The sequence below is a fragment of the Roseovarius salincola genome (assembly GCF_026891095.1).
Taxonomy (GTDB): domain Bacteria; phylum Pseudomonadota; class Alphaproteobacteria; order Rhodobacterales; family Rhodobacteraceae; genus Roseovarius; species Roseovarius salincola.
On sequence record NZ_JAPTNL010000004.1, the window covers coordinates 75,241 to 101,093 of the forward strand.

Sequence of the window (25,853 nt, forward strand, 5' to 3'; positions counted from 1 at the left end):
ACCCCTTTACAACCAACGGCCCTGGATCATCTGGCGATAGACCTGGCGCAGCCAGTTGTCGCCCGCCGCCTCCAGCGTGAGCCCCTGCCCCGTCAACAGCTTGTAGCTGTCCTCATACCATTTGGTGCCCCGGAAATTATATCCCAGGATCGCACCGGCGGTGCGGGCCTCGTCGGTGAGACCCAGCGACAGATACGCCTCCACAAGACGATGCAACGCCTCGGGCGTGTGGCTGGTGGTCTGGAAATCCTCGACCACGACGCGGAATCGATTGACCGCCGCGGCGAAATGATCGCGCTTGAGGTAATAGCGCCCGATTTCCATTTCCTTCGAGGCCAGATGATCGAAGGCCAGATCGAATTTCAGGATCGCCGAGCGGGCATATTCGCTGTCGGGATAGCGCTCGATGACCTCGCGCAGGGCTTGCAGCGCCTGGAAGGTCAGGCCCTGATCGCGCCCCACCTCGTCGATCTGGTCGTAATAGCTGAGCGCCAGCAGGTATTGCGCATAGCCGGCATCCTCATCGGTGGGATAGAAATCGATATAGCGCTGCGCGGCGGCGCGGCTGTTCTCGTAATCCTTGTCCTTGTGATAGGAGAAGGCCTGCATGATCAGCGCCCGCTTGGCCCATTCCGAATAGGGGTAAAGCCGCTCGACCTGGCCGAACACATCGGCGGCCTGGCCGGGATTGTTGCGCGCCAGATCGTATTCGGCGCGCTCGAATATCTGCTGGGCTGTGTATTGTTCGAAATCGACATCGCCGCGATCAATGCGTGCTCTGTCACCACAGGCCGCGAGGCTCAGGCCCACGACGATTGCACCGACCAGCTTTGCCCGGGACTTGCCGATTGTCATGCTCGAACTCACCTATCTTGCGCGATGCCGGGGTCGAACCCCACGTTTCACGTCTGGTCCTAGCACATAAATTTCCGGTGCAAAACGTCTTTGGCGGTTTTATTCCCCCGCTCAGGCGACTTCCGGAATCTCGCCCCAATGAACACCGGCGCCGGGAAGATGTCCCGCCATCACGCTGTCGCACAGAACGGTTTCATGGCTATCGGGGCGCGAAAACAGCTCGCGCAGAAGATCGTTGGTCACGGCGTGACCCGCGCGGATGCCCTGGTAATGGCCCAGTATGGGCAGCCCGGCGAGACCCAGATCGCCCACCGCATCCAGCATCTTGTGGCGCACGGCCTCGTCCGCATGACGCAGACCGCCGGGGCTCAGAACCTGCTCGCCATCGACGACCACGGCATTTTCCAGCGTCCCGCCAAGCGCCAGCCCGTTGGCGCGCATCATGTCCACATCCGCCTTGCGGCAGAAAGTGCGGCTGTTGGAAAGCTCACGCACGAAGCTGCCATTGGACATGTTGAGAACCTTGCGCTGGCTGCCGATCGCGGCATCCTCGAAATCAATGGCGAATTCGATCGTCAGGTTGTCATGCGGCAACAACCGCGCCATCGCGGCGCCCCGGCGCACCTCGACCGGTTCAAGAATGCGCAGCGCCCGCACCTGGGCGTTCATGCGCCGCACACCGTGACGCAGGATACCGCGCACGAAAGCGGCCGAACTGCCATCGAGAATCGGAATCTCGGGACCGTCGATCTCGATCGTGGCATTGTGAATGCCACAGCCCACCAGCGCCGCCATGACATGTTCCACCGTCGAGACCGTCACCCCGTGACGGTTCGTGAGACGGGTGCAGAGCGGTGTTTGCTGGACGTGATCCCACAGGCCCGGAATACGCCCGTGGCCCGTGGCCACATCGCTGCGGCGAAACACGATTCCCTGATCGGCCGCGGCGGGCAGGATCGTCGCACAGGCCGGTTCGCCGGAATGCAAACCTACCCCATGAAACGAGACCGGTGTCTGGATCGTTGTCTGCAAGACTGTCCTCATCCGTGCTTGAAGTGCACTGCTTGAAATCTTTCCAAATGGTTTAGATGCGTCGACGGCAAGGCTCAATTCAATCTTTGCAACGTAATGAAACATCGCCGCGCCCAGGCGGGCGGATTTTTGCCGATCATAGGCAGATTGGCGCCAAACCCCTGTTCATGAACGAAAAAAGGGCCGCCCGAAGGCGGCCCGTTCTTACCATTCGATCCCAGGATCAGTTCGCCTGTCGGCGCAGAAATGCCGGAATCTCGATCTGATCGTCGGTTTCTTCCTCCGGCTCGGGCGCGGGCTGGCGCGCCTGCGGCGCTTCCATGGTCGGCTGCTGGCGGGCCGGACGCTGGGGTTCCTGCTCCGCATGGCCGGTCATCCGGTTGATCAGCGAGTTGATACCGAAGCGCTGGCGCGGCTCGCCCTGCGGATCGCGCGCGGCGCTTTCCTGGGGCTGCTGCTGATCGCGGCGGCGTGCCTCGGGGGCCTTGCTGACAGCGGCCTGCAAACGGGCCATCGCCTCGGGCGACGGCGCGCCCGCCGCGCGCGGCGCGACATAGGCTTCCAGCTCGGCATCGTCCTGATGGTCGTGATGCGCGGCGGACTCGAAGGTCTCGTTGCGCGGCTGGTAGGCCGGCGGCGGCAGGTCGTCATCCTGCATGCTGTCGGCGCGCTCCTCGAAGATATCCTCGTGCTGCTCTTCGGCAGCGGCGCGCTGCGTATCGAACTCGGGCTCGTTGAACAGGCCCGGTTCTGCGCTGGCGGCCACCGGCATCGGATCGTGGGCAGGCTCTTCGGCCGGCGCTTCGGCGGCAACGGGGCGCAGCGGTTCGGCCATGGAACGGTGCGGCACCGGCATGTCGCGCCCACTTGCGCTGGCGTCGATCCCGGTTGCCACGACACTGACGCGCATCGCGCCTTCCATGCTGGTATCCAGCGTCGAGCCAACGATGATATTGGCGTCGGGATCGACTTCCTCGCGGATGCGGTTGGCCGCCTCGTCAAGCTCGAACAGCGTCAGGTCATGACCGCCGGTGATGTTGATCAGCACGCCCTTGGCGCCCTTCAGGCTGATCTCGTCCAGCAGCGGGTTCGCGATGGCTTTCTCGGCCGCCTGGATGGCGCGATCCTCGCCGGAATCCTCGCCGGTGCCCATCATCGCCTTGCCCATCTCGTCCATCACGGCGCGCACATCGGCAAAGTCCAGATTGATGAGGCCGGGGCGCACCATCAGGTCGGTCACGCCCTTGACGCCCTGATACAGCACGTCATCCGCCATCGAGAACGCCTCGGTGAAGGTCGTCTTCTCATTGGCCAGACGGAACAGGTTCTGGTTGGGAATGATGATCAGCGTATCGACCATCTTTTGCAGCGCCTCGACGCCCTCCTCGGCCTGGCGCATCCGCTTGGCGCCCTCGAACTGGAACGGCTTGGTGACGACACCCACCGTCAGCACGCCCAGTTCACGCGCCGCCTGGGCGATGATGGGCGCAGCACCGGTGCCAGTCCCTCCGCCCATGCCCGCGGTGATGAAGCACATATGCGCGCCCGCCAGATGATCGACGATCTGTTCGATATTCTCTTCGGCAGCGGCAGCGCCGATCGTGGCCTTGGCGCCCGCGCCCAGCCCTTCGGTCACTTTCACGCCCAGCTGGACGCGGTGTTCTGCCTGGCTTTGCTGAAGCGCCTGCGCATCCGTGTTGGCAACGACAAAGTCAACACCGTCGAGTTGCTTGTCGATCATGTTGTTGACCGCGTTGCCCCCCGCGCCGCCAACACCGAAAACGGTGATCCTCGGCTTCAGTTCGTTCTCCGGGTCCTGACCTGGCATCGTGAGATTCAATGTCATTGCTCTATCCGCCTGCTGTTGCGCCTGCCTCTGCCCGACAGACCGTTTTTCCGCCTAATCACCAGTATTCTTACCGATGCTTAACCCTTGCGTCACCCCAAAATCACCGAAATGACACAAAATATGGCCACATTTTTGCGCTAACACGCGGGATTTCGCCGATGTGACCATATCTAGCGATCACCAATTATCCTTGAACCATTTCACAGCCCGCTTCAGCGAACGCGCCGGGTAGCGATCCACGGGAATCTCGAAGTCCCACCACTCGTCCTGGGGATTCGCCGCAAACAGGCACATCCCGACCGCACTCGAAAAGCCCGGACCGGTCGCCGCCTGCGGCAATCCATGCACTCTCAGCGGGCGCCCCAGCCGCACCTGGTGGCCCAGGATCTTGCTGGCCAGCCCGTCAAGCCCGGGGATCTGGCTGCCACCACCGGTCAGCACGATCTGCTGGCTTGGCAGGTGGTCGAAACCCGCAGCATCGAGCCGCGCGCGCACCTCTTCCAGTATTTCCTCGACGCGCGGACGCATGATCCCGATCAGTTCGGCGCGACTGACCGTGCGCCGGTCATGTTCCCAATCGCCGGTTTCGCCGCCGATCTCGATCATGTCGCGGTCGTCCTGCCCGGTGGCGACAACACCGCCGTAAAACGTCTTGATGCGCTCGGCGGTGGCCTGTGGCACCTGCAATCCCATCGAGATATCGCCCGTCACATGATCGCCGCCCATGCGCACGCTGTCGGCATAGATCATGTGCTTCTTGATGAAGATCGACACGCCCGCCGTGCCACCGCCAAGGTCGATACAGGCTGCACCCAGCTCCTGCTCGTCCTCCACCAGCGCCGAAATCCCGCTCACATAAGCCGAGCTGGCAATCCCCGCCAGCTCCAGATCGCAGCGCTTGACGCAATGGGCGATATTCTGGATCGCGGCGCCATCCACCGTCAGCATATGCATGTCCGTGGACAGGGTCTGCCCCATCTGCCCGCGCGGATCGGCCAGCCCGCTGCGATGGTCCAGCGCGAAATTCACCGGCTGCGCGTGCAGCACCTCGCGCCCCTCGCCGTAATCAGGCACGTCGCAGGCGCTCAGCACCCGGCTGATATCCTGCTCGCTGACATTGCGCCCCTCCAGATCGACCGCGCCGGCCAGCCCGTAGGAACGCGGCGCGGCCCCGGCGAAACAGGCGATCACATGATCGACCCGGATACCGGCCATCTTCTGCGCGGCCTGCAAGGCCGTGCGGATCGCGCGTTCGGTCTCGGCCATGGCGTTGACCTCGCCAAAGCGCACCCCGCGCGAGCGCGTCGTCGCCGCGCCGATCACCCGGAACCCCGCCTGCCCGGCCATCGCGCCGATCCCGTCGGAATCCACCAGCCGCGCGGTGCCGTCGAACCGCAGCACCAGGCAGGCGATCTTCGAGGTCCCCACGTCCAGCACCGCCACGACGCCGCGTTGCATCGCCGCCTTGCGCATGTTGCGCATCGCCCGTTGGGTTTCGTAGAGCTCGATCATCGTTTCATTCCGCCCCGACTGTCATCTTCGTTACCCGCAACCAGTCTTCGACCGCGCGGGGGTTCATTCTTATGGTGGGCCGTGCGGCCAGCCGCATATCAACTGCCACCAGGTCACGCGCCAGCATGTCCTGCGCCTCGTCCAGCGCCAGAACCCGTTCCAGCGCCCGCACCGGGTTACGCTCGGGCAGCAGGATGCGCTGATCGCGGTCCAGAACCACGTCCCAGCGCCGCTCGCCAATCCTGACCAGCCCGCGCAGGCGCGGCTCGATCGGGGCGGCGGCGCGGATGATCTCCAGCGCCTCGGGCACCGCCCTGTCCGCGCCTTCGCCCACCACCAGCGGCAGGTCGGCGCGATCCTGTCGCGCCAGCAAGTCAGCGACCACGACGCCGTCCATATCGACCGCGCCCAGCCCGTCGCGCGTGCGCCACAGCGCCACCGGCTCGCGCTCGGTGACCCGCGCCGCCAGGATACCACCCCGCCGCACCCGCAGGCTGGCCGAGGCCACCGCCGGCAGCCCCTCGATCATCTCGCGTACATGCTCGAGATCCAGATCGAACGAGCTCGCCGGCAGATCGAAGGGAAATATCTCGCGGATATCCTCCTCGACGCGGGTGCTCGCGCCCTCGACGCTCAGCAGTTCCACCATGAATTCGGGCCGTGTCTCGAAATCCCGGCGCAGATCCGCAACCGTGGCCGTCACCGCCTCGCGCCGCGCCTCGTCGGCGAAATAACCCAGCCCCAGCGCCGCGATCACCCCCAGCGGCACGCCAAAGCGCAACGCCTTGCGAAACATGGGCGTCAGCATCAGCCGCTGAAACCGGTAGGACCAGCGCGACGGCGCGGGATCGGGGCGCGTCACCTGTTGCATGACGCATCCTCCACCATCCAGCGGCACAGATCGGGGAACGGAATGCCCATCACCTGCGCCTGCTCGGGCGACAGCGATGTCGGCGTCATCCCCGGCTGGGTATTGGTCTCAAGCAGCACCAGCCCCTCCAGCCCGCGCGCCTCGTCCCAGCGAAAATCGGTCCGGCTCAGCCCGCGACAGCCCAGCACTTCATGGGCGCGCAGCGCATAGTCGAGACAGGCTTCGGAAATTTCGGCCGGGATATCGGCGGGCACGACATGGCGCGATCCACCCGCCTTGTATTTGGCATCATAGTCATACCAGCCATCGGTCAGGATATCGGTCACCGTCAGCGCCCGGTCGCCCATGACCGTCACCGTCAGCTCGCGCCCCGGCACGAAGGCCTCGACCATCACGATCTCGGGCATGTCCGCCGACAGCGCGGGCGGCCCGTTGGCCACCTCGTTCACCAGGTAGACCCCGACCGACGAGCCCTCGTTATTGGGCTTCACCACATAGGGCGGGTCCATCACATGCGCGCCGCAAACATCGTCGCGCGCCGCCAGGCGGCTTTCGACCACCGGCAGCCCCTCGGCCATATAGGCCGCCTTGGATTTCTGCTTGTCCATTGCCAGCGCCGAGGCCAGCACGCCCGAATGGGTATAGGGCAGGCCCATCCATTCCAGCAGGCCCTGCACGCAGCCATCTTCGCCCCAGCGGCCATGCAGCGCGTTGAAAACGGTATCGGGCGCGATCTCGCTCAGGCGCTGACACAGGTCAGGCCCGGCATCGACCCCGACCACCGTGTATCCTGCTTCCCGCAATGCGGCGGCGCATTCATGTCCTGACGAGAGCGACACTTCGCGTTCGGCCGAAGGTCCGCCCATGATCACCGCCACAATCGGGGATTTTCCGCTCGAAAGTCCCAATATGTGCCTCAAAGTCCCGGGCCGTTTTGCCGACCCTATCTTATTGTCTTCGCCTGCCTTGGCGTCACGGGGCCGTTTCGCCGACCCTCATGATTTCCCAATGTAACTCTATTCCGCTGCTTTGGAAAACCCTTTTTCGCACCTCCTCGCCCAATCCTTCCAGATCGGCGGCGCTGGCATCCCCGGTGTTGATCAGAAAGTTGGAATGCATCTCGCTCATCTGCGCCCCGCCCCGGCGCGCGCCGCGCATCCCGGCCTCGTCGATCACCTTCCAGGCCTTCAGATCATGCACGTCATCCGCGCGCCCGGTGCTAGAAAATCCGGCCGGATTGCGAAAGGTGCTGCCCGCGCTGCGCTCCTTGGTGGGCTGGGTCTCGTCGCGCTTGCGCAGCTGCGCCGCCATGCGCGCCTCAAGCGCCTCGGGATCGCCTTCGGGCGCCTCGAACGTCGCCTCGACGATCACCCAGCCCTCGGGCAGCGCGCTCTGGCGATAGCGCAGATCAAGGTCATCCGCGCTCAGCGTCACGACTTCGCCCTCGCGCGTGACCGCGCGCGCAGCGACCAGACGGTCGGCGGTATAGACACCGTAACAGCCCGCATTCATCCGCACCGCACCCCCGATCGCACCGGGAATGGTGCGCAGGAAGGTCAGATCCAACCCGGCCTCGGCGGCCTTGCGCGCCACATGCGCATCAAGCGCCGCCGCGCCCGCGATCACCCGCCTGCCCTCAATGGCGATCCCGTTGAACCCCCGCCCAAGCCGGATCACCACCGCGCGCAACCCGCCATCGCGCACGATCAGATTGCTGCCGACCCCCATCGGAAACACTGCGATGTCCCTGTCAAGGGCGGCAAGGAACCCCGCCAGATCGTCGATATCCGCAGGCTGGAACAGCCAGTCCGCCGGGCCGCCCACCCTGAGCCAGGTCAGATCGCTCAAGGGGCGCTTCTCGGTCAGCTTGCCGCGCGTTTCGGGCATCCGCATCGCTCGTCCTCACCTCTTTTGCACAAGCCAGCGGCCCAGATAGACGACCGGCCAGCGCAGGATACTCATGCCGGCGATCAGAACCGCCAGCCCCCACCAGGGGCCATTCTGATAAGTGACATAGCCCAGAATGGGAACCCCGACGACGATCAGCACATAGGCGCGCCGCCAGTGATTGTCGCGGCTCGGGATCATCGCAAGCAGATTGGCGACGATGGCCCAGACACAGGCAAGGATCAGCGAAAGACTCATGACACGGCTCCGAAACTGATGGCCAGCGCGCCAAGCGATCCCAGAAGCCCCAGCACCGGCACCGCCATCGGCACGCGAAAGGACGCCTCCGGTTCGGCGCGCTTCATGGCGATCAGCGCGGCATTGACCAGCACGAAGACCGACAGCAGGATCGCCGATGTCGCCTCCGCCAGGTCCGCCACCGGCAGCACCACCGCCATGAAGATCACCAGCACCCCGATCAGCGCCGTCGCCAGAACCGGCGTGCCCAGACGCGGATGCGCATGGTGAAAGACGGCCAGCGCCGGGCTGCGCTTGCCGACGCCGAACAGCACCCGGCTCGCCATCACGATCTGCGCCAGGATGCCGTTCATCGCCGCCGCCACGGCGATAAGCGAAAGAAATGTGGCACCGCCGCCCCGCGCATGGCTCCAGACCAGCGCAAGCGGCTGCTCGGACGCGCCAAGCAGCTCAAGCGGCACGGCGCGCACCGCGGCCCAGCTCACCAGCGCATAAAGCAGGCTGGTGATCACCAGCGCCAGCAGGATGGCGCGCGGCAGCGTGTGGGTCGGGTCGCGCACCTCTTCGGCCATGTTCACGATATCCTCGAAACCGATGAAGGCGAAGAACGCCAGCACCGCCGCCGAGGCCACCCCCGACCAGACAATCCCGGCGGGCGCCTGCCAGTCTGTCACCGGCTCCGCGCTGGCACCCGCCCAGACGACCAGCGCCAGGCCCAGAACCTCGATCACGGTAAAGACCGCCGCCACTGTCAGGCTTTCCAGCACCCCGGCAATCGCCACGCCAACCAGGAACAGACCCAAAACGATGGCGGTCGGCGCAAAAGGCAGATCCACTACCGACACCAGGTAGCCCGTGCCCCCCCGCAGCACCGCCGCCGCCGAAATGGTCCCGGCAGCCACCACCGCCAGCCCCACGACCAGCGCCAGCCATGGCCGCCCCAGCCCCTTGGCCACGAAAATCGCCTCGCCCGCCGCCTCCGGCAGACGGGTCGAGAACTCCGCATAGCTCAGCGCCGATGGCGCCGCGATCAGACCGGCCAGAAGAAAGGACAGCGGCGCCCAGATGCCCGCCTCGGCGGCCACCGCGCCCACCAGCACATAGATGCCGGCACCCACCATCACGCCGACGCCATAAGCGGTCAGCAGGCCCAGGCCGATCCGCCGCTTTAACGCCTCCGCCATGATCCCGGCTCCCCTTGCGGCCACCCGGTGAACCGGGCCACGGCCCGGATCCTCTCCTGCGCAAGGGCAAGGCGAAGAACCGGCACCACCCGGCCACGTTCTGCCATCCTGCGCATCGGCACGCTCATTTCTTCCACCTCATGCTCATGTGACATCCCGGCTTCCACTCTTCTTCGCAGACAAGCACACTGCCCCCATCCGCGTCATCCCGGACATATCTCCACCGCCAACCCTGGCTGGCAGAGTCACGGGTCATGGACTGAAACGCCGCGAATGTGGTCTCCGCCTCCGGGAATGTCAGATCATCAATTTCGTGCTCCGGCATATAGACAAAGAAATAGACGAAATCGAAGTCAACGCCCCAATCGGCCACAAGATCAGCATCGGTGCGGCGAAGCACCTCTCTGGCGATGGCGTCATCCATCGGCGTCAGCGCCTGATAGGCGCGCACCAGCACGGCTTCATCAAGCCCGATTTCGGCCTTTTCCCCCAGCAGGCGCAGCGTGTCCGCCGATGCGCCCGCCGGCACGCCCGCGGATAGCAGCGCCACCGCGCCGGCCATGGCGATCCGGCGCGGCCCGATCGCATCCACGCAAACTGCCAGACGCGCCCGAATTTCCGACATCGCGGGGCGCCTGGTCGTCATGGCGTTACCCTTTCAGCTTTTCCGGCAGGGCATTCGCCCAGCCGCTGATCGTGCCCGCGCCCAGGCAGACCACCATATCGCCTTCGCGCGCTTCCTCGCGCACCAGCGCGACAAGATCGTCAAGCGTGCTGACCGCCCGCGCGTTGCGATGACCCGCACGCACCAGCCCCGCGATCAGATCGTCGCGGCTCGCACCCGCGATCGGCTCCTCGCCCGCGGCGTAGACCTCGGCAATGGCGACCACGTCGGCCTCGTTGAAACAGGCGCAGAACGCGTCGAAATGGTGATGCAGGCGGGTATAGCGGTGCGGCTGGTGCACCGCGATCACGCGCCCTTCGCAGGCCTGGCGCGCGGCTTTGAGAACGGCGGCGATCTCGGTCGGGTGATGACCGTAATCGTCGATGATGGTGACGCCATTCACCTCGCCCACGCGGGTGAAGCGCCGGTTGACGCCGCCGAACGCGGCCAGCGCGGCGCGGATCTCGTCGCGCTTCATGCCCAGATGGCGCGCCACAGCCACCGCGCTCAGCGCGTTCGAAACGTTGTGATCGCCCGGCATCGGCAGGGTGCAGCCCTCGATCATCATGCCCTCGGCCTGCAAGGCCACGTCGAAATGCGCCACGCCCTTTTCGTATCGCAAGTTCACCGCGCGGATATCGGCCTGGGTGTTGAACCCGTAGGTCACGACCCGCCGGTCGGTCAGCTTGGCAACCAGCGCCTGCACATCCGCATCATCGGTGCAGCACACCGCCAGCCCGTAGAACGGGATGTTGCTCACGAATTCGTAAAAGCCCCGGTGCAGGTTCTCTTCGGTGCCCCAATGCTCCATGTGTTCAGGGTCGATATTGGTGACGATGGCGATCGTCGCGGGCAGGCGGTTGAAGGTGCCGTCGCTCTCGTCGGCCTCCACCACCATCCATTCGCCCTGGCCGACGCGGGCATTGCTGCCATAGGCATGGATGACCCCGCCATTGACGACGGTCGGGTCGAAATCCCCGTGATCCAGCAGTGCTGCGACCATCGTGGTCGTGGTCGTCTTGCCATGGGTGCCCGCCACCGCGACGTTGGATTTGAGCCGCATCAGTTCAGCCAGCATCTCGGCGCGCCGCACCACCGGAAGGCCGCGCCTGCGCGCCTCGTCGAGTTCCGGGTTGCCCGGCTTGATCGCGCTCGAGATCACCACCACGGCGGCGCCTTCCACATTGCCGGGGCTCTGCCCCTCGAAGACGGTGGCGCCCATACCCTCAAGCCGCCCGGTGATCGGCGTGCGCCTGAGGTCCGACCCCTGCACGCGATAGCCATGGTCGATCAGCACCTCGGCGATGCCCGACATCCCGATCCCCCCGATTCCGACGAAATGGATCGGACCCACGTCCTGGGGCAGCTTGGTCGCCGCGTTCATCATGCTCTCTCCTTCGGCCCGGCCATGCGTCAGCCCTGCCCTTGATCTTGCTCTTGCCGCCCGGCCAGCGCCTCGACCATGTCGGCCAGTTGCTGCGGCGCATCAGGCTGGGCCACGCCAAGGGCGGCGCGCGCCATCTGCTCGGCGCCTTCCGGGTTGGTCAACACGCTGGCGATCTGCTCGGCAAGCGTATCGGCGGCAAGTTTCGATTCCGGGATCACGATCGCGGCGCCCGCGCGCGACAGCCCCCTGGCATTGGCGCTCTGATGATCGCCTGCCGCGGCGGCGTAAGGGATCAGGATCGCGGGCCGCCCGATCACGCTGATATCGGCGACACTGCTCGCGCCCGCGCGGCTGATCACCAGCTGCGCCTCGCTCATCCGGCGCGGCACGTCGCGAAAGAACGCCGCCACATCCGCATCTATCCCCTGTTCACCGTAAAACGCCGCCACCCTTGCGCCATCCTCCTCGCGCGCCTGATGCGAGACCCGGACATTGCGCTTCAGTTCCTCGGGCAGGGCCGCGATCGCCTCGGGCACCACCTCGCTCAGGATGCGCGCACCCTGGCTGCCGCCGATCACCAGGACCGACATCGGGTAATCGCCCGGCGGGATATAGCCCGCGCCCTGCCGCTCCAGCACCGCCGCGCGCACCGGGTTGCCCACATGCACGCCCTCGACCCCCTCGGGCAGGTCGGTGGGCCAGATACCGCAGGCCACGCGATCCACCTTTTTGGCGAACACCCGGTTCACCCGGCCCAGAATGCCATTCTGCTCATGCACCATGCGCGGCAAGCGCAACAGCCACGCCGCCGCCAGCGCCGGGATCGTCGGATAACCGCCGAACCCCACCACCACCGCCGGACGGTCGCGCAGCATGCGCACCGATGCCCCCAGCACACCGCCCAGAATGTGGAACGGCGCCAACAGCTTGTTCACCAGGCCGCCGCGCGCGAATGTGGCGCTGGCGACCTGCTCGATCTCGACCGAATGGGGAAAGCCGCCGGTATAGCGCGCACCGCGCGCATCGGTGCTCAGCCGCACCCGCCAGCCGCGCCGCAACATCACCTCGGCCAGCGCCTGGGCGGGAAACATGTGCCCGCCCGTGCCCCCGGCCGCGATCACCAGCAATGGCTCCTTGTCACTCACCGCTTCACCTCTTTGGTCTCTGCGCGCCGGTTCAGCGTCCCCGCCCGCGCAGAATGTCTCCGATCTCGCCCTGCGGACGCGTGCGCGTGAATGCCAGCAGCATCCCCACCAGGATTCCCCCCGCAATCAGCGAAGAGCCCCCGTAGCTGACGAACGGCAAGGTCATCCCCTTGGCCGGCAGCAGCCGCACCGCGACGCCCATGTTGATCATCGCCTGCACCCCGAAGATCGCCACAAGGCCCGTGCCCGCCAGCCGGATAAAGGGATCACGCTCGCGCATCAGGCGCAACAGCGAGCGCACCACCACCCCGGCATAAAGCGCGATGATGCACAGCACCAGAACCAGCCCGTATTCCTCGGCGGCAACGGCGATGATGAAATCCGTATGCGCATCGGGCAAGGACCACTTCACCTCGCCCTCGCCCACCCCGACGCCAAAGAACCCGCCCTCGCGGATCGCATTGGTCGCAAAGCCAAGCTGCGTCGTGGGGTCCACATCCGGGCTCAGAAACCCGTCGATGCGGCGCGCGAAATGCTCCGAACCCGAATAGGCCAGGCTCCCCGCCAGCACCGCGCACCCCGCCATGCCCAGCAAAAGCACGATCGGCGCCCCGGCCACGAAATACATGACACCCCAGCCGAACAGCACCAGACACGCCTGCCCGAAATCAGGCTGCATCGCCAGAAACACCGCGATCACCAGCGTCAGCATGAATGACCACGTCAGGCCGGGCGGGCCGTTGATCTCCTGGCTGGCGGCCATCATCCAGGCCGCCACAACCACGAAACCGGGCTTGAGGAATTCCGAAGGCTGAATGCTGGCAAACCCCATGGAATACCAGCGCACCGCGCCCTTGCCGAAATCCGTGCCGAAGACCGGCAACAGCACCAGCGCCACGAAGGCCACCAGAAAGCCCAGCACCGCAAGCCGGCGCACCAGCTGCGGACTCATCATCGAGGTCAGCACCATCGCCACCAGCGCAAGGAAGCCGAAGGCCAACTGCCGCTGCACATAATGGAAGGGCTGGAAACCGTTCGATTCCGCCAGCGGCGGCGAGGCCGCCAGCCCCAGCAGGATACCGATGCCGAACAGGATGAGAACGCAGGATATCGACCAATGGTCGATGGTGCGCCACCATTTGGGAAGAATGGGCTCCGAATCCCGCACTGGGATCGTGCCATAGACCATCTCTGTCATATGAACCGCCGACTACTGCCTCATGTCCCGCCCCGTTTTCGGGGTCTCACCAACCAGTTTAGCACCAGAACCGCGCCGTGGGAAGCACTCATGCCCCAGCTACCGGGCCGAAACCCGTTGACCCCGCCCGCGCCATGCGCCAATGGCAATCCGATGCAGGTCAACACGCTGATCCTCGGCGCCGGTGCCGCCGGCATGATGTGCGCCGCCCATGCCGGGCCGGGCGTCCTCGTGCTGGATCATGCCAAGGCGCCGGGCGAGAAGGTCCGCATTTCCGGCGGCGGGCGCTGCAATTTCACCAATCTTTACGCCGGGCCGGAGAACTTCCTCTCCGAAAACCCGCATTTCTGCAAATCCGCGCTCAGCCGTTACACGCAGTGGGATTTCATCGACCTTCTCGCCCGCCACGACATCGCCTGGCACGAAAAGACCCTGGGTCAGCTTTTCTGCGACGGGCGCTCGGGGCAGATCATCGCCCTCTTGCGCGAAGAGATGGCCCGCGCGGGCGCCGAACTCTGGCTTCAGGCATCATTGGCGGGGCTCTCCCATGACGATCAGCGCTTTTGCGCCGAGATCGACCACCACGGCGCGCGCCGAACGGTGCGCGCGCGCAATCTGGTGGTCGCCACCGGCGGCAGGTCGATCCCCAAGATGGGCGCTACCGGGCTTGCCTATGACATCGCCCGCCAATTCGGCCACGACCTCACCGAAACCCGCCCCGCGCTGGTGCCCCTCACCTTTCCCGACGGGCGCTTTTCTGACCTCTCCGGCATCGCGGCCCCGGCCCGCGTTGCGAATGAGCGCACCAGTTTCGACGAGGCGGTGCTCTTCACCCATCGCGGCCTTTCCGGCCCGGCGATCCTTCAGATCTCCTCCTACTGGCGCGAGGGCGAAGAGATCATCCTCGACCTCGACCCGACCGGCGGCTTGCTGGCGGCCCTGCGCGATCAGCGCCAATCCGCCGGGCGGCGCAACCTCACCACCGAACTGGCGCGCCATCTGCCCGCCCGCCTCGTCGATCATCTCGCTCCCGGCCTGCCGCCCGGCAATCTCGCCGACCAGTCCGATGCGGCGCTGGCCGACATGGTCGCGGGGCTGCGTGCCTGGCATCTGCGCCCCGGCGGATCGGAAGGCTACCGCACCGCCGAAGTCACCCTCGGCGGCGTCTCGACCGACGGGCTCTCGTCGCGCAGCATGATGTCGCGCCATCTGCCGGGGCTCTATTTCATCGGCGAGGGGGTGGACGTGACCGGCTGGCTGGGGGGCTACAACTTCCAGTGGGCGTGGTCCTCGGGCTGGGCCGCAGGACAGGCGATCGCGCGCGGCGAAACGGGCTGATCGGGGGGCTGTCGGCGGGTTTGTACAACTTTCTCCGGCGCGAGCCTCTCGTCGGTACAAAACGGGCGTACAAACCGGACGTTTCGTACCGAAAAATCACAGCCGGTTGCGGACCTCCCGGATGAAGTCATCGCCGCGTTTTTCAAAGTTGTCATACTGGTCGAAACTGGCCGCCGCCGGGGCCAAAAGCACCGTTTCGCCGGGCTGCGCCTCCTTCATGGCGGCCTCCACGGCGCGCGCCATCGTAGTGCAGATTTCGGCTTCAACCCCTTCAAGTTGCAGGGAAAATTCCGCCGCCTCGCGCCCGATGACATAGGCTTTCGTGACATTCTCAAGCGCAGGCGCCAGCGCCGACAGCCCGCCCTCCTTTTCCAATCCGCCGCAAATCCAGCGGATTTTTCCAAATGCTTTCAGTGCCTTGAAGGCCGAATCCACATTGGTGGCCTTACTGTCATTGACGAATTTCACCCCGTCCTTCTCGGCAATCAGCTGGCTGCGATGGGGCAACCCCGCGAAGCTGTGAAAGGCCCGCTCGATCACCTTGGGCGACAGGCCCAGCGTGCGGCAGGCGGCATAGGCGGCGCAGGCGTTCTGGTGGTTGTGCTCACCGGGCAAGCCCTTGATATTCCTCATATCTATCGCGCCAGCCTGACGGCCCTTGCGGTATTCCGAAAGGAACCCCTTGCGCGCGAAAACCGACCATCCCGGCCCCGCCAGCTTGCGGCTGACCGACACCCGGATCACCCGGTCGTCGCCCGGCGCCTCGGCCAGCTGACCCGCCAGGAACAGCCCCTCCGGCTCGTCCACCCCGATCACCGCCCGGTCCGGCCCGCCCTCGGCGAACAGCCGCCGCTTGGCCGCGAAATAGCCGCCCAGCCCGGCGTGACGATCCAGGTGATCGGCAGATAAGTTAGTGAAAACAGCAACATCCGGGGTCAGGGCGCGGGCCAGCTCGGTCTGGTAGCTGCTCAGCTCCAGCACCACCACACCGCCATCGCCCGGCGGGTCGATATCCAACACCCCCCGCCCGATATTCCCGGCCAGCTGCACATCCTTGCCGGCCTCTTGCAGCACATGGTGAATGAGCGCGGAAGTCGTTGATTTTCCATTACTTCCCGTGACCGCAACCACCCGGGGCGGCACGTCATGCGCGGCCCATCCCGCCGCCGCGAAAGAGCGAAAGAACAGCCCGATGTCATTGTCGACGGCGACCCCTTCGCACAGGGCATTGGCAACCACCTTGTTCGGCTGCGGGTAAAGATGCGGAATACCGGGGCTGACGATCAGCATGGCGATACCGTCAAAGGCGCCATCGCGGGTCAAGTCATTGATTTTTATTCCTTCTTCCAGCGCCTTTTCACGCGCCTCGGGCGAGTCGTCCCAGGCCAGAACCTGCGCGCCCCCCGCCCGCAGGGCACGTGCCGCGCTAAGGCCCGAACGCCCGAGGCCCAACACCGCCACGCGCTGCCCGGCCACGCCCTGCACCTCGATCATGCCTCACCTCTTCGTTCATTCGCCGCGCCAAACTGCCCCCGGAACGCCGCGCGCGCAAGCGGTTAACGAAACCTTAACCGGCGAGGCGACCATCCGGGCCGCGGCCCGCATCGCGCCTTGTTAACAAGGGCATCCGGTCATCCCTGGCCAATCTGCATCGCGTCGGTCTCATGTCGGTATCGCGTCGGCATCGCATCCGCGCCGACGCGACCGGAACGCCGATTAACGAATTTTCAGCGTCGCCAGACCGATCATGGCGAGGATCAGCGCGATGATCCAGAAGCGGATCACGATCTGGGGCTCGGCCCAGCCCTTCTTCTCGTAATGGTGATGGATCGGCGCCATCAGGAACACCCGCTTGCCGGTGCGCTTGAAGTAGAACACCTGGATGATGACGCTCAGCGCCTCGACCACGAACAACCCGCCGACAATGGCCAGCACGATCTCGTGCTTGGTGGCGACCGCAATGGCCCCGAGCGCGCCGCCAAGCGCCAGTGACCCGGTATCGCCCATGAACACCGCCGCAGGCGGCGCATTGTACCAGAGAAATCCCAGGCCGCCGCCGAACAGACCAGCGGTGAAAATCAGGATCTCGCCGGTGCCCGGCACGTAATGCACATCAAGATATTCGGTGAAGTCGACCCGCCCCACCGCATAGGCGATGACCCCGAGCGCGCCGCCCGCGATCATCACCGGCATGATCGCCAACCCATCCAGCCCGTCTGTCAGGTTCACCGCATTGGCCGCCCCGACGATCACGATCATCGCAAAGGGCACGAAAAGCCAGCCCATGTTGATCAGCGTGTCCTTGAACACCGGCAGTGCCAGCTGGTATTGCAGCTCGCCCGGATGATACATGGCCGCCCAGGCCGCAGCGATGGCGGCAATGAGAAAGCCAAGCCCGAGGCGCAGCTTGCTGGGCACGCCCTTGACGTTCTGTTTGCTGACCTTGGCGTAATCGTCCCAGAAGCCGATCAGCCCGAAGGACAGCGTGACGAACAGCACCATCCAGACATAGGGATTGTCGAGCCGCGCCCAAAGCAGGGTCGAGGTCATCAAGGCCCCGACAATCAGAAGGCCGCCCATGGTCGGCGTGCCGGATTTCGCGATATGCGTTTCCGGCCCGTCAGCGCGGATCGGCTGACCTTTGCCCTGGCGCTTGCGCAGAACGTTGATCAACGGTGGCCCGAACATGAAGCCGAAGAACAGCGCCGTCATGAAGGCGCCTCCGGCCCGGAAGGTGATATAGCGGAAGAGGTTGAAAAAATCCCCGCCATCGGACAACCCTGTCAACCAATACAACATCTCAGCGTCTCTCCATCTGATGTCCGGCGGCGCGCCCGATCCGGCGCAGCGCGTCGACGACAAGGCTGACCCGGCTCCCCTTGGAGCCCTTGACCAGCACGACATCGCCGGCATCTATCACACGATGGGCCTGCTCTGCCAGTTCCTCGGCACGGGCGACCCAGCGACCGCGTTTGGGCTCGGGCAATGCCTCCCAGAGCGCCCGCATCCGCGGCCCGACGCAATGCACGGTATCCAGCGCCGCGATCTGCTCGAGCCCCGCCAGCGCCCGATGCATGGCGGTCTCCTCGGGGCCAAGTTCCAGCATGTCGCCCAGGATGGCGATGCGCCGCCCCTTGGAAACCCGCCCGACGCTGTCTTCAGGTGTGGTCGCGACCAGCACCTCGAGAGCGGCCTCGATCGAGGTGGGATTGGCGTTGAATGCGTCGTCGACCAGGGTAACGAAATGATCGTCGACCGGGTCCAGCATGATCTGTTCGCGCGTGCCGCGCCCCGCCGGGGGCTGCCAGTTGGACAGGTCACGCGCCGCCAGCGTCGCATCGGCCCCGAGCGCCTCGGCCACCGCCAACACGCCAAGCGCATTGGCCGCGAAATGGCGCCCCGGCACCGAAAGCTTGACTAGTTGGCGCCCCGAGGGCAGATCGGCGCGGATCACGGTGGACCCCGCCACAAGATCAACCGAGGCCAGCCGGTAATCACAGCCATCGCCCGCGCCAAAGCGCAGCATCGGCGCACCGGCCGCGCGGACCGCTTCGGCGATCACGCGGCTCAGGCTTTCGGGCAGATCGCCGTTGCAGATCGCGATCCCCCCCGGCTCGAGCCCCTGGAAGATCGCGGCTTTCTCGGCGGCGATACCTTCGATACTGTCGAACGCCTCGAGATGGGCAGCGGCCACGGTGGTGATCAGCGCCACATGCGGGCGCGCCATGCGGCTCAGGGGCGCAATCTCGCCGGGGTGGTTCATGCCGATCTCGATCACCGCGAATTCGGTGTCGGCGGGCATGCGCGCCAGTGTCAGCGGCACGCCCCAATGATTATTGTAGCTGGCCTCGGCGCTATGGGTGCGCCCCTGCGCGCAGAGCACCGCATGCAGCATTTCCTTGGTCGAGGTCTTGCCGACCGAACCGGTCACAGCCACCACGCGCGCATCGCTGCGCGCCCGCGCGGCGCGGCCCAGATCCTCGAGCGCGCCCTGCACATCATCGACGATCAGAAGCGGAGCGGTGTCATCCAGCCCGTCGGGAATACGGCTGACCAGCGCGGCGGCGGCGCCATTGGCCAGTGCCTGCGCCACGAAATCATGACCGTCGCGCGCCGCTTTCAGCGCCACGAACAGATCGCCCGCCTGCAAGCTGCGGCTGTCGATCGAGACGCCATCGGCCTCCCAGTCGACCGTGGCGCGCCCGCCGGTGGCGCGCGCGGCCTCGTCTGCGCGCCACAATGTCATGCCAGCCCACCGTCAAGCGCCGCCACCGCGACGCTGGCCTGTTCGCTGTCATCGAAGGGAAAGACATCGTCGCCGACGATCTGGCCGGTTTCGTGACCCTTGCCGCAGATCAGCAGCGCATCGCCCGGCCCCAGCATGTCGACGCCGCGCAGGATGGCTTCGGCGCGGTCGCCCACCTCGCGGGCAAGTTCGGCCCCGCCCGCCTTGGCGATGCCCGCCATCACCGCCGCGCGGATCGCGGCGGGGTCTTCGCGGCGCGGATTGTCATCGGTGACGATCACCAGATCGGCATTCTCCACCGCCGCCTGCCCCATCAGGGGCCGCTTGGCCGTGTCGCGATCGCCCCCCGCGCCGACGATGGCCACAAGGCGGCCCATCACATGCGGACGCAGCGCCTTCAACGCGGTGGCGACGGCATCAGGCGTATGGGCGTAATCGACAAACACCGTCGCCCCGTTGGCCCGCGTCGCAGCGAGCTCCATGCGCCCGCGCACGGTTTTCATATGCCCCAGCGTCTCGAACACCCGCTCGGGATCGGCCCCGGCGGCGATGGTCAGACCCGCTGCCAGCAGCACGTTTTCGGCCTGGAACCCCCCGATCAGATCCAGCGACACCTGATGCGGGCGTCCCTTCCAGTCGAAACGCAGATCCTGGCCGGTGGGGCCGAAACGCTGTGCGTGAAGCTGTATGTCGCTGCCCGCCGCGCGGCCCACCGTGATCAGGTCCTGCCCGCGCGCGCAGGCGATCTCGGCCATGGCGGGGCCTTTGTCGTCGTCGACATTGATCACCGCGATCCCGTCCTCGGGGAGGACGCGGGCGAAAAGCCCCGCCTTGGCGGCGAAATATTCGTCGAACCCGGCGTGGTAATCCAGGTGATCCTGGCTGAAGTTCGTAAAGCCCGCCGCCATCAGGCGCACCCCGTCCAGCCGCCGCTGTTCGAGGCCGTGCGAAGAGGCCTCCATCGCGGCGTGGGTGACGCCCGCAGCCTCGCATTCCGACAGGATCCGGTGCAGGGTTATGGGTTCGGGGGTGGTATGGGCCAGCGGCGCATCATGGGCGCCCTCGACCCCGTTGGTGCCGATATTCACCGCCGCCAGGCCAAGTTCGGTCCATATCTGGCGACAGAAATTGGCGACCGAAGTCTTGCCGTTGGTGCCGGTCACGGCAACCATCACCTCGGGCTGCGCGCCGAACCAGAGCGCCGCGGCATAGGCCAGCGTCTGGCGCGGGTCCTCGGCAAGGATCAGCGCGGCGTCGCTGGTCGAAAGTTCGTCCGCCGCCAGCCGCGCGCCGTGCGCATCCGTCAGGATCGCGCCCGCCCCCATGCGCAACGCATACTGGATGAAATCGCCGCCATGCACGCGGGTACCGGGGAGGGCCGCGAAAAGATGGCCCTCGCGCACCTCGCGGCTGTCCACCGACAGGCCCGTGATATCGGCCCGGCGCCCGCCCTGAGCGGTCAGGCCCAGTTCCGCCAGTGATTTGGTCTGCCCCGCCGCCATATTACCCTGCCCGTCGGCTAGTTCGATGTGAGCGTTATACCAGCCAGTTCGCCGGGTTCAATCTGCGGTCTCAATCCCAAGAGGGGCGCCACGCGGCGGATGATCTCTGCAGCGACGGGCACCGCTGTCCAGCCGGCGGTGCGGGCCGGCTCCTCGCCCGAGGTCTCGACCGGCTCATCGAGGGTCACCACCAGCACATATTGCGGGTCATGCGCGGGAAAGGCGCTGGCGAAGGTTGCGATCACCTTGTCCTCGTAATAGCCGCCGCCACGTTCCTTGGGCTTATCGGCTGTTCCTGTCTTGCCCGCCACTGCATAGCCCTCCACCTCGCCAAAGCTGGCGGTGCCCTCGGACACCACCTGGCGCAGCATGGTCATGGACGCACGTGCGGTCTGTTCGGACATCACCCGCGGGCCAAGCTGCGCCGCGGGCTGGCGCAACAGGCTGGGCGTGACCTTGCGCCCGCCATTGGCCAGTGTCGCATAGGCCGCCGCCAGATGCATCGGAGTGGCCGAAAGGCCATGACCATAGGAAATGGTCATCGTCGAGAGTTCCGACCAGCGCGACGGCAACAGCGGCTGCCCGCCCTGCCCCTCGACCATCTCGACCGGGGTCGGCTCGAAGAAACCCAGCTTCTTCAGGAAATCCTGCTGGCGTTCAGCACCGATCATCTGTGCGATGCGCGCGGTGCCGATATTCGAGGATTTGACGATCACCTTGGTCGCGGTCATTTCCGAGCCGTAATCGCGGAAATCGCGGATCCGGTGCTTGCCCCAACGCAACGGTCCCTTGGTGTCGATCATGGTCGAAGGTTTGATCAGCCCCAGTTCCAGCGCCTGCGCCACCGCAAAGATCTTGAAGGTCGAGCCAAGCTCGTAAACCCCCTGCACCGCGCGGTTGAACAGCGGGCTGTCGCTGGGATTGCCCTCGACGGCCGGGCGCGGGCGGTCATTGGGGTCGAAATCGGGCAGCGAGGCGATCGCGAGGATCTCGCCAGTCTTCACTTCCATCAGGATCGCGGTCGCGCCCTTGGCGTTCATCAGCTTCATGCCACCGTGCAGAACGCGCTCGGTCGCCGCCTGCACCGACAGATCCAGCGACAGGCGCAGCGGCTCATGCCCATGCGCGGGGTCGCGCAACCGTTCATCGAATGTCTTTTCCACCCCCGCGACGCCGATCACCTCGGCGGCATGCACGCCTTCGCGCCCGAAACTGGCGCCCCCCATCACATGCGCCGCAAGCCGACCGTTGGGATAAAGGCGCATCTCGCGCGGGCCGAACAGCAAGCCCGGCTCGCCGATATCATGCACAGCCTGCTTCTGTTCGGGGCTGAGTTTCTTCTTGACCCACAGGAACTTGCGCTTACCCGTCAGGTCCCTGGTCAGTCGCTCTCGGTCAAGATCCGGAAAGATCCGCATCAGCTCGTTTACCGCGCGCTCGGGGTCGATCATCTGGGGCGGCTGCGCATAAAGGCTGTGGGTTTCGAAATTGGTGGCCAGAATGCGGCCCTTGCGATCGACGATATCGGCGCGCTGCGCCAGGATCTGCGCCCCGGCGACCGAACTGCGCGGCTCGGAGGGTTCGGTGCTGGCCAGCACGCCCATTCGCCCGCCGATCAGCGCAAAGGCGCAAAAGAACATCACCCCCAGCACCAGAAGTCGCCCTTCGGCACGCATCCGGGCGCGGTCGCGCATCTGTTCATGGCGAATACGGATATTCTCGCGTTCAATGGCGTCGGGGTTCTCGCCCTTGGCGCGGGCATCGAGAATGCGGGCAAGCGGGCGCAGGGGGGTGCGGATCATGGCTGTTCTGCCTCCATGCCGGACACGTCGATCGGATTGAGGATCGGCAACAGGTCATCCTCCGGCGGATAGGCCACCTGGTCGATCCTGCCGAACTGGTAGGGTTGCAGCGGCAACAGCCCCAGCTTGTCGAAATTCAGTTCGGCCAGTTCCATCAGCCGCTCGGGCCGGTTGAGATAGGCCCATTCGGCATTGAGCACCCGCAGGCGCTGCCGGTTGCGGGCGATCTCGTGCTGAAGCTGCCCGGCCTTCGTCAGTGCCGCCTGCGTGCGATAATTCTCGCGGTAGGCCCAAAAGGCCAGGCCAATCACCGCCAGGGCGGTCAATACATAGAACAGGCTGCGCATTATCTGTCCCCCTTGAGCAAAGGCATACCGATCGCCTTGCGGTCGGCGGGCGTGGCGGGCGCATCGGTGCGGATGGCCACACGCAGCTTGGCGCTGCGGGCGCGCGGATTCTCGGCCAGTTCCTGCTCGTCCGGGCCGATGGCCTTGCGGTTCTTGAGTTCCCATTCAGCCGGGGACGGAACGATGCGGGGTGCATGGCGGCTGCCACCGCCACCGCCGCCCGACTTGGCCTGAAGAAAGCGTTTCACCATCCGGTCCTCGATGGAATGAAAGGTGACGACAGCCAGCCTGCCCCCCGGTGCAAGCGCGCGCCCGGCCGCCTCAAGCCCCGCGACAAGTTCGCCGAATTCGTCATTCACCGCGATGCGCAGCGCCTGAAAGCTGCGGGTCGCGGGATGGATCTGGCCGGGCTTGGGGCGCGGAAGGCATTTTTCGACGATCCCCGCCAGGCGCAGCGTGGTTTCGATGGGTTCAAGCGCGCGTTCGCGCAGGATCGCGCGGGCGATGCGCCGGCTCGCACGCTCTTCACCGTAAAGAAACAGGATATCGGCCAGCTCACCCTCGTCGGCGCTGTTCACAAGATCGGCCGCCGTCGGCCCGTGCTGGCTCATGCGCATGTCCAGAGGTCCGTCGCGGTGAAAGGAAAACCCCCGCTCGGCGCGGTCAAGCTGCATCGAGGAGACACCAAGATCCAGCACCACCCCCGCAACGCCCCCGGCATGCGCATCGAGGTTGGAAAACCGGTCCTCCACCAATTCAAGGCGCGTGCCATATTCAGCGCCCCAATCGCGTGCCATCTCAAGCGCCAGCGGGTCGCGATCCACGCCGATGACCTTCTGCGCCCCGGCCTCGAGCAATCCGCGCGCATAGCCCCCCGCACCCAGCGTCCCATCGACCCAGATGCCCTCGACAGGCGCGACCGCCGCCAATAGCGGACGCAGAAGAACAGGGATATGCGGGGCGGATTCTGATGCGAGGGCAGCGGCAGCCATGCGTCACTCGCCTTTCGCGTCATCCAGGAAGACCAGCGGATCGAAATCCTCGGGCAATTCGTCCAGCCATTCTTCGGTCTTGGACAGCTCTTCCTCTTCATAGGTCTCGGGCTTCCAGATCTGGAACGTGTCACCCGCCGCGATGAAAAAGGCCTCGCCCTCAAGGTCGATCTTCTGGCGCAGCTTGGCCGGCAGCACCAGGCGGCCGGTCTCGTCGACATTGGTGGGGTAGGATTGCCCGTGAAACAGACGCTGAAGCATCTTGCGCTGCATCGAGCCGCGCGGCAGGGCGTCGATCTTGGAGTCGACCTCTGCGATGGCTTCCATCGTGTAGCATTCAAGGTAATTGCGGCGATGATCGCCATAGACGATGACAAGTTCGGGGTTCAGCCCGTCGGTCCAGTTCGGGTCAGACGCTTCGAGCACACGGCGAAACGAGGCCGGGATCGACACCCTGCCCTTGCTGTCCACCTTGTGCTGGCTTTCGCCTCTGAACCTGCGAACCACTGTCTTGTCCGCCTCTCTTCATGCGCCCGAAAACCGGACCCTTGAAACGAAACGGCGGATTGAGCTGCTGCCACTGCCCAATCCGCCGCCCTCGTCCCGCCTTGCGGGGTGTCCGACTGCGCGCGCCACCTGGGGGGATGTCTGCTCGCCCGCGCGCCGGATCTCTTGTTTCGATGAAAGCGGGTGCCTGTATGAAACCTGACTTGGGAGTTTTTGTTCGGGGTCTTTTGTGCGCCCCTTTGTTCCCGTCCTCATCGTGTTACAAGGGATGACATGGGAATTCATGGAAATCAATAAGTTTTTGCGGGACGAAGCCACATCATCTTGTTTCAGCACCCCTTTCAGAACAAGATAATGTGGCCATTTGGACAGATTAAACGCATTACTTAGCGTCTTCAAAATAATATAACACTAAATATGGTGTTCTGGCTTGCACTCAAATTCTTCCCATGAATTCCCGAAGTTTTCGACACAAGTCATCCGTAATGCATCGAATCCATCGGGAACAGGTCGAAAACCCCGCCCCGATCCGGGCTCACGCTCGCGTGATTCGGCTGTGAATGCATGAGACGGCCCGCCCGTGCGCAGCATAGTCCCACGATTTCCCGTGGGCCGTCCCGCCCGGCACCGCCCGGTCCCGTCAATGTCGTGAAAAGATCAGCCCGCCGGGGCCTCGCCCAGCCATTTATACATGACCAGGGCGTCAACCAGCCCCTTGTCGGGATGATCGAAGGCGCATGGCAGGCGGCCCACGGTCTCGAAACCGAGACTGGTCCAGAGCCGGATCGCGCCTTCATTGGTGCAGACCACGAGGTTGAACTGCATCGCGCGATACCCCAGCTTGACCGCCTCGATCTGCGAATGCAGGCACATGGCGCGTGCGATGCCCTGCCCGCGCGCCTGGGGTGCGGTCATGTATCCGCAATTGCAGACATGCGCGCCGCCCCCGGCCTGATTGGATTTGATGTAATAGGTGCCGATGATCTCGCCGCCGCGTTCGGCCACGAAACAGGCGCGTGCCTTCACCGTCCACAGATCCAGCATCCGGTCGCGATTGAGGCCCGGGTCGATGGCATATGTGTCGCCCGGCCGGATCACCTCGCGCAGGATGGGCCATAACGCTTCGCCATCCGCGTCCCGGAACGGACGAATCACAACCTCACCTTCTGCGCTCACCGGCTGCTCCCCGTGTCACTTGTATCGCATGCATCATAGCTGTCTTGCCGAAAACGGCAACCATGGCCGGCGACGGGCCGTGGCGCGCTCCGCACCGTCCG

23 protein-coding genes are annotated in these 25,853 nt (G+C 65.3%); 1 reads left to right on the forward strand and 22 read right to left on the reverse strand.

The window, feature by feature from the left end:
* Positions 1–6 precede the first annotated feature (6 nt).
* The 13 genes from N5A93_RS06930 to ftsW all read right to left on the reverse strand — a co-directional run bounded on the left by N5A93_RS06930 (position 7) and on the right by ftsW (position 13,842).
* Complete coding sequence (locus N5A93_RS06930; protein WP_268954353.1) at positions 7–855, reverse strand: outer membrane protein assembly factor BamD; 849 nt, start codon at positions 853–855, stop codon at positions 7–9.
* Between the two features lie 111 nt (positions 856–966).
* Positions 967–1,887, reverse strand: coding sequence for a UDP-3-O-acyl-N-acetylglucosamine deacetylase (lpxC, locus tag N5A93_RS06935; RefSeq protein WP_268954496.1), 921 nt, complete (start codon positions 1,885–1,887; stop codon positions 967–969).
* Between the two features lie 223 nt (positions 1,888–2,110).
* Positions 2,111–3,733, reverse strand: coding sequence for a cell division protein FtsZ (gene ftsZ / locus N5A93_RS06940; protein WP_268954354.1), 1,623 nt, complete (start codon positions 3,731–3,733; stop codon positions 2,111–2,113).
* Positions 3,734–3,913: 180 nt separating this feature from the next.
* Positions 3,914–5,248, reverse strand: a complete 1,335-nt coding sequence (gene ftsA, locus N5A93_RS06945; protein ID WP_268954355.1) for a cell division protein FtsA — start codon at positions 5,246–5,248, stop codon at positions 3,914–3,916.
* Between the two features lie 4 nt (positions 5,249–5,252).
* Complete coding sequence (locus tag N5A93_RS06950) at positions 5,253–6,119, reverse strand: cell division protein FtsQ/DivIB (RefSeq protein ID WP_268954356.1); 867 nt, start codon at positions 6,117–6,119, stop codon at positions 5,253–5,255.
* Positions 6,107–6,985, reverse strand: coding sequence for a D-alanine--D-alanine ligase (locus tag N5A93_RS06955; RefSeq protein WP_268954357.1), 879 nt, complete (start codon positions 6,983–6,985; stop codon positions 6,107–6,109). The genes N5A93_RS06950 and N5A93_RS06955 overlap by 13 nt, the downstream gene beginning before the upstream one ends.
* 106 nt (positions 6,986–7,091) lie before the next feature.
* Positions 7,092–8,012, reverse strand: a complete 921-nt coding sequence (murB, locus tag N5A93_RS06960) for a UDP-N-acetylmuramate dehydrogenase (protein ID WP_268954358.1) — start codon at positions 8,010–8,012, stop codon at positions 7,092–7,094.
* 9 nt (positions 8,013–8,021) lie between these two features.
* Positions 8,022–8,264: a DUF2484 family protein gene (locus tag N5A93_RS06965; RefSeq protein WP_268954359.1), complete on the reverse strand. Its 243-nt coding sequence runs from the start codon at positions 8,262–8,264 to the stop codon at positions 8,022–8,024.
* Positions 8,261–9,448 (reverse strand): APC family permease, encoded by a 1,188-nt coding sequence (locus N5A93_RS06970; RefSeq protein ID WP_268954360.1) that lies wholly within the window; start codon positions 9,446–9,448, stop codon positions 8,261–8,263. Before N5A93_RS06970 ends, N5A93_RS06965 begins: the two co-directional genes overlap by 4 nt.
* Before the next feature lie 124 nt (positions 9,449–9,572).
* Entirely contained in the window at positions 9,573–10,094 is a 522-nt protein-coding gene (locus tag N5A93_RS06975; RefSeq protein ID WP_268954361.1) for a hypothetical protein, read from the reverse strand.
* A 4-nt stretch (positions 10,095–10,098) separates the two neighbouring features.
* Positions 10,099–11,496 carry a UDP-N-acetylmuramate--L-alanine ligase gene (gene murC, locus N5A93_RS06980; RefSeq protein ID WP_268954362.1) on the reverse strand — a complete coding sequence of 466 codons (1,398 nt, stop codon included), beginning with the start codon at positions 11,494–11,496 and terminating at the stop codon, positions 10,099–10,101.
* Between the two features lie 29 nt (positions 11,497–11,525).
* Positions 11,526–12,644 carry an undecaprenyldiphospho-muramoylpentapeptide beta-N-acetylglucosaminyltransferase gene (gene murG, locus N5A93_RS06985; protein WP_268954363.1) on the reverse strand — a complete coding sequence of 373 codons (1,119 nt, stop codon included), beginning with the start codon at positions 12,642–12,644 and terminating at the stop codon, positions 11,526–11,528.
* 31 nt (positions 12,645–12,675) lie between these two features.
* Complete coding sequence (gene ftsW, locus N5A93_RS06990) at positions 12,676–13,842, reverse strand: putative lipid II flippase FtsW (protein ID WP_268954364.1); 1,167 nt, start codon at positions 13,840–13,842, stop codon at positions 12,676–12,678.
* A gap of 153 nt (positions 13,843–13,995) precedes the next feature.
* On the opposite strand from ftsW, the gene N5A93_RS06995 reads away from it, so the two are divergent.
* A complete protein-coding gene (locus N5A93_RS06995) occupies positions 13,996–15,180 on the forward strand; it encodes a BaiN/RdsA family NAD(P)/FAD-dependent oxidoreductase (protein ID WP_268954497.1) in 1,185 nt (394 codons plus the stop codon).
* 96 nt (positions 15,181–15,276) lie between these two features.
* Here N5A93_RS06995 and murD read toward each other — a convergent pair whose 3' ends face one another.
* The 9 genes from murD to N5A93_RS07040 all read right to left on the reverse strand — a co-directional run bounded on the left by murD (position 15,277) and on the right by N5A93_RS07040 (position 25,752).
* A complete protein-coding gene (murD, locus tag N5A93_RS07000) occupies positions 15,277–16,674 on the reverse strand; it encodes a UDP-N-acetylmuramoyl-L-alanine--D-glutamate ligase (protein ID WP_268954365.1) in 1,398 nt (465 codons plus the stop codon).
* Between the two features lie 222 nt (positions 16,675–16,896).
* Entirely contained in the window at positions 16,897–17,979 is a 1,083-nt protein-coding gene (gene mraY / locus N5A93_RS07005; RefSeq protein WP_268954366.1) for a phospho-N-acetylmuramoyl-pentapeptide-transferase, read from the reverse strand.
* A gap of 1 nt (position 17,980) precedes the next feature.
* Positions 17,981–19,426, reverse strand: coding sequence for a UDP-N-acetylmuramoyl-tripeptide--D-alanyl-D-alanine ligase (locus N5A93_RS07010; protein WP_268954367.1), 1,446 nt, complete (start codon positions 19,424–19,426; stop codon positions 17,981–17,983).
* Entirely contained in the window at positions 19,423–20,928 is a 1,506-nt protein-coding gene (locus N5A93_RS07015) for a UDP-N-acetylmuramoyl-L-alanyl-D-glutamate--2,6-diaminopimelate ligase (RefSeq protein ID WP_268954368.1), read from the reverse strand. The genes N5A93_RS07010 and N5A93_RS07015 overlap by 4 nt, the downstream gene beginning before the upstream one ends.
* A 17-nt stretch (positions 20,929–20,945) precedes the next feature.
* The gene (locus N5A93_RS07020; protein WP_268954369.1) at positions 20,946–22,730 is read right to left on the reverse strand and encodes a peptidoglycan D,D-transpeptidase FtsI family protein; all 1,785 of its coding nucleotides are present in this window, start codon (positions 22,728–22,730) and stop codon (positions 20,946–20,948) included.
* Complete coding sequence (gene ftsL, locus N5A93_RS07025) at positions 22,727–23,077, reverse strand: cell division protein FtsL (protein WP_268954370.1); 351 nt, start codon at positions 23,075–23,077, stop codon at positions 22,727–22,729. The genes N5A93_RS07020 and ftsL overlap by 4 nt, the downstream gene beginning before the upstream one ends.
* Complete coding sequence (gene rsmH, locus N5A93_RS07030; RefSeq protein ID WP_268954371.1) at positions 23,077–24,069, reverse strand: 16S rRNA (cytosine(1402)-N(4))-methyltransferase RsmH; 993 nt, start codon at positions 24,067–24,069, stop codon at positions 23,077–23,079. Before rsmH ends, ftsL begins: the two co-directional genes overlap by 1 nt.
* A gap of 3 nt (positions 24,070–24,072) precedes the next feature.
* Positions 24,073–24,576, reverse strand: coding sequence for a division/cell wall cluster transcriptional repressor MraZ (gene mraZ, locus N5A93_RS07035; RefSeq protein WP_268954372.1), 504 nt, complete (start codon positions 24,574–24,576; stop codon positions 24,073–24,075).
* 657 nt (positions 24,577–25,233) lie between these two features.
* Positions 25,234–25,752 carry a GNAT family N-acetyltransferase gene (locus tag N5A93_RS07040; RefSeq protein WP_268954373.1) on the reverse strand — a complete coding sequence of 173 codons (519 nt, stop codon included), beginning with the start codon at positions 25,750–25,752 and terminating at the stop codon, positions 25,234–25,236.
* Between the last annotated feature and the right edge of the window lie 101 nt (positions 25,753–25,853).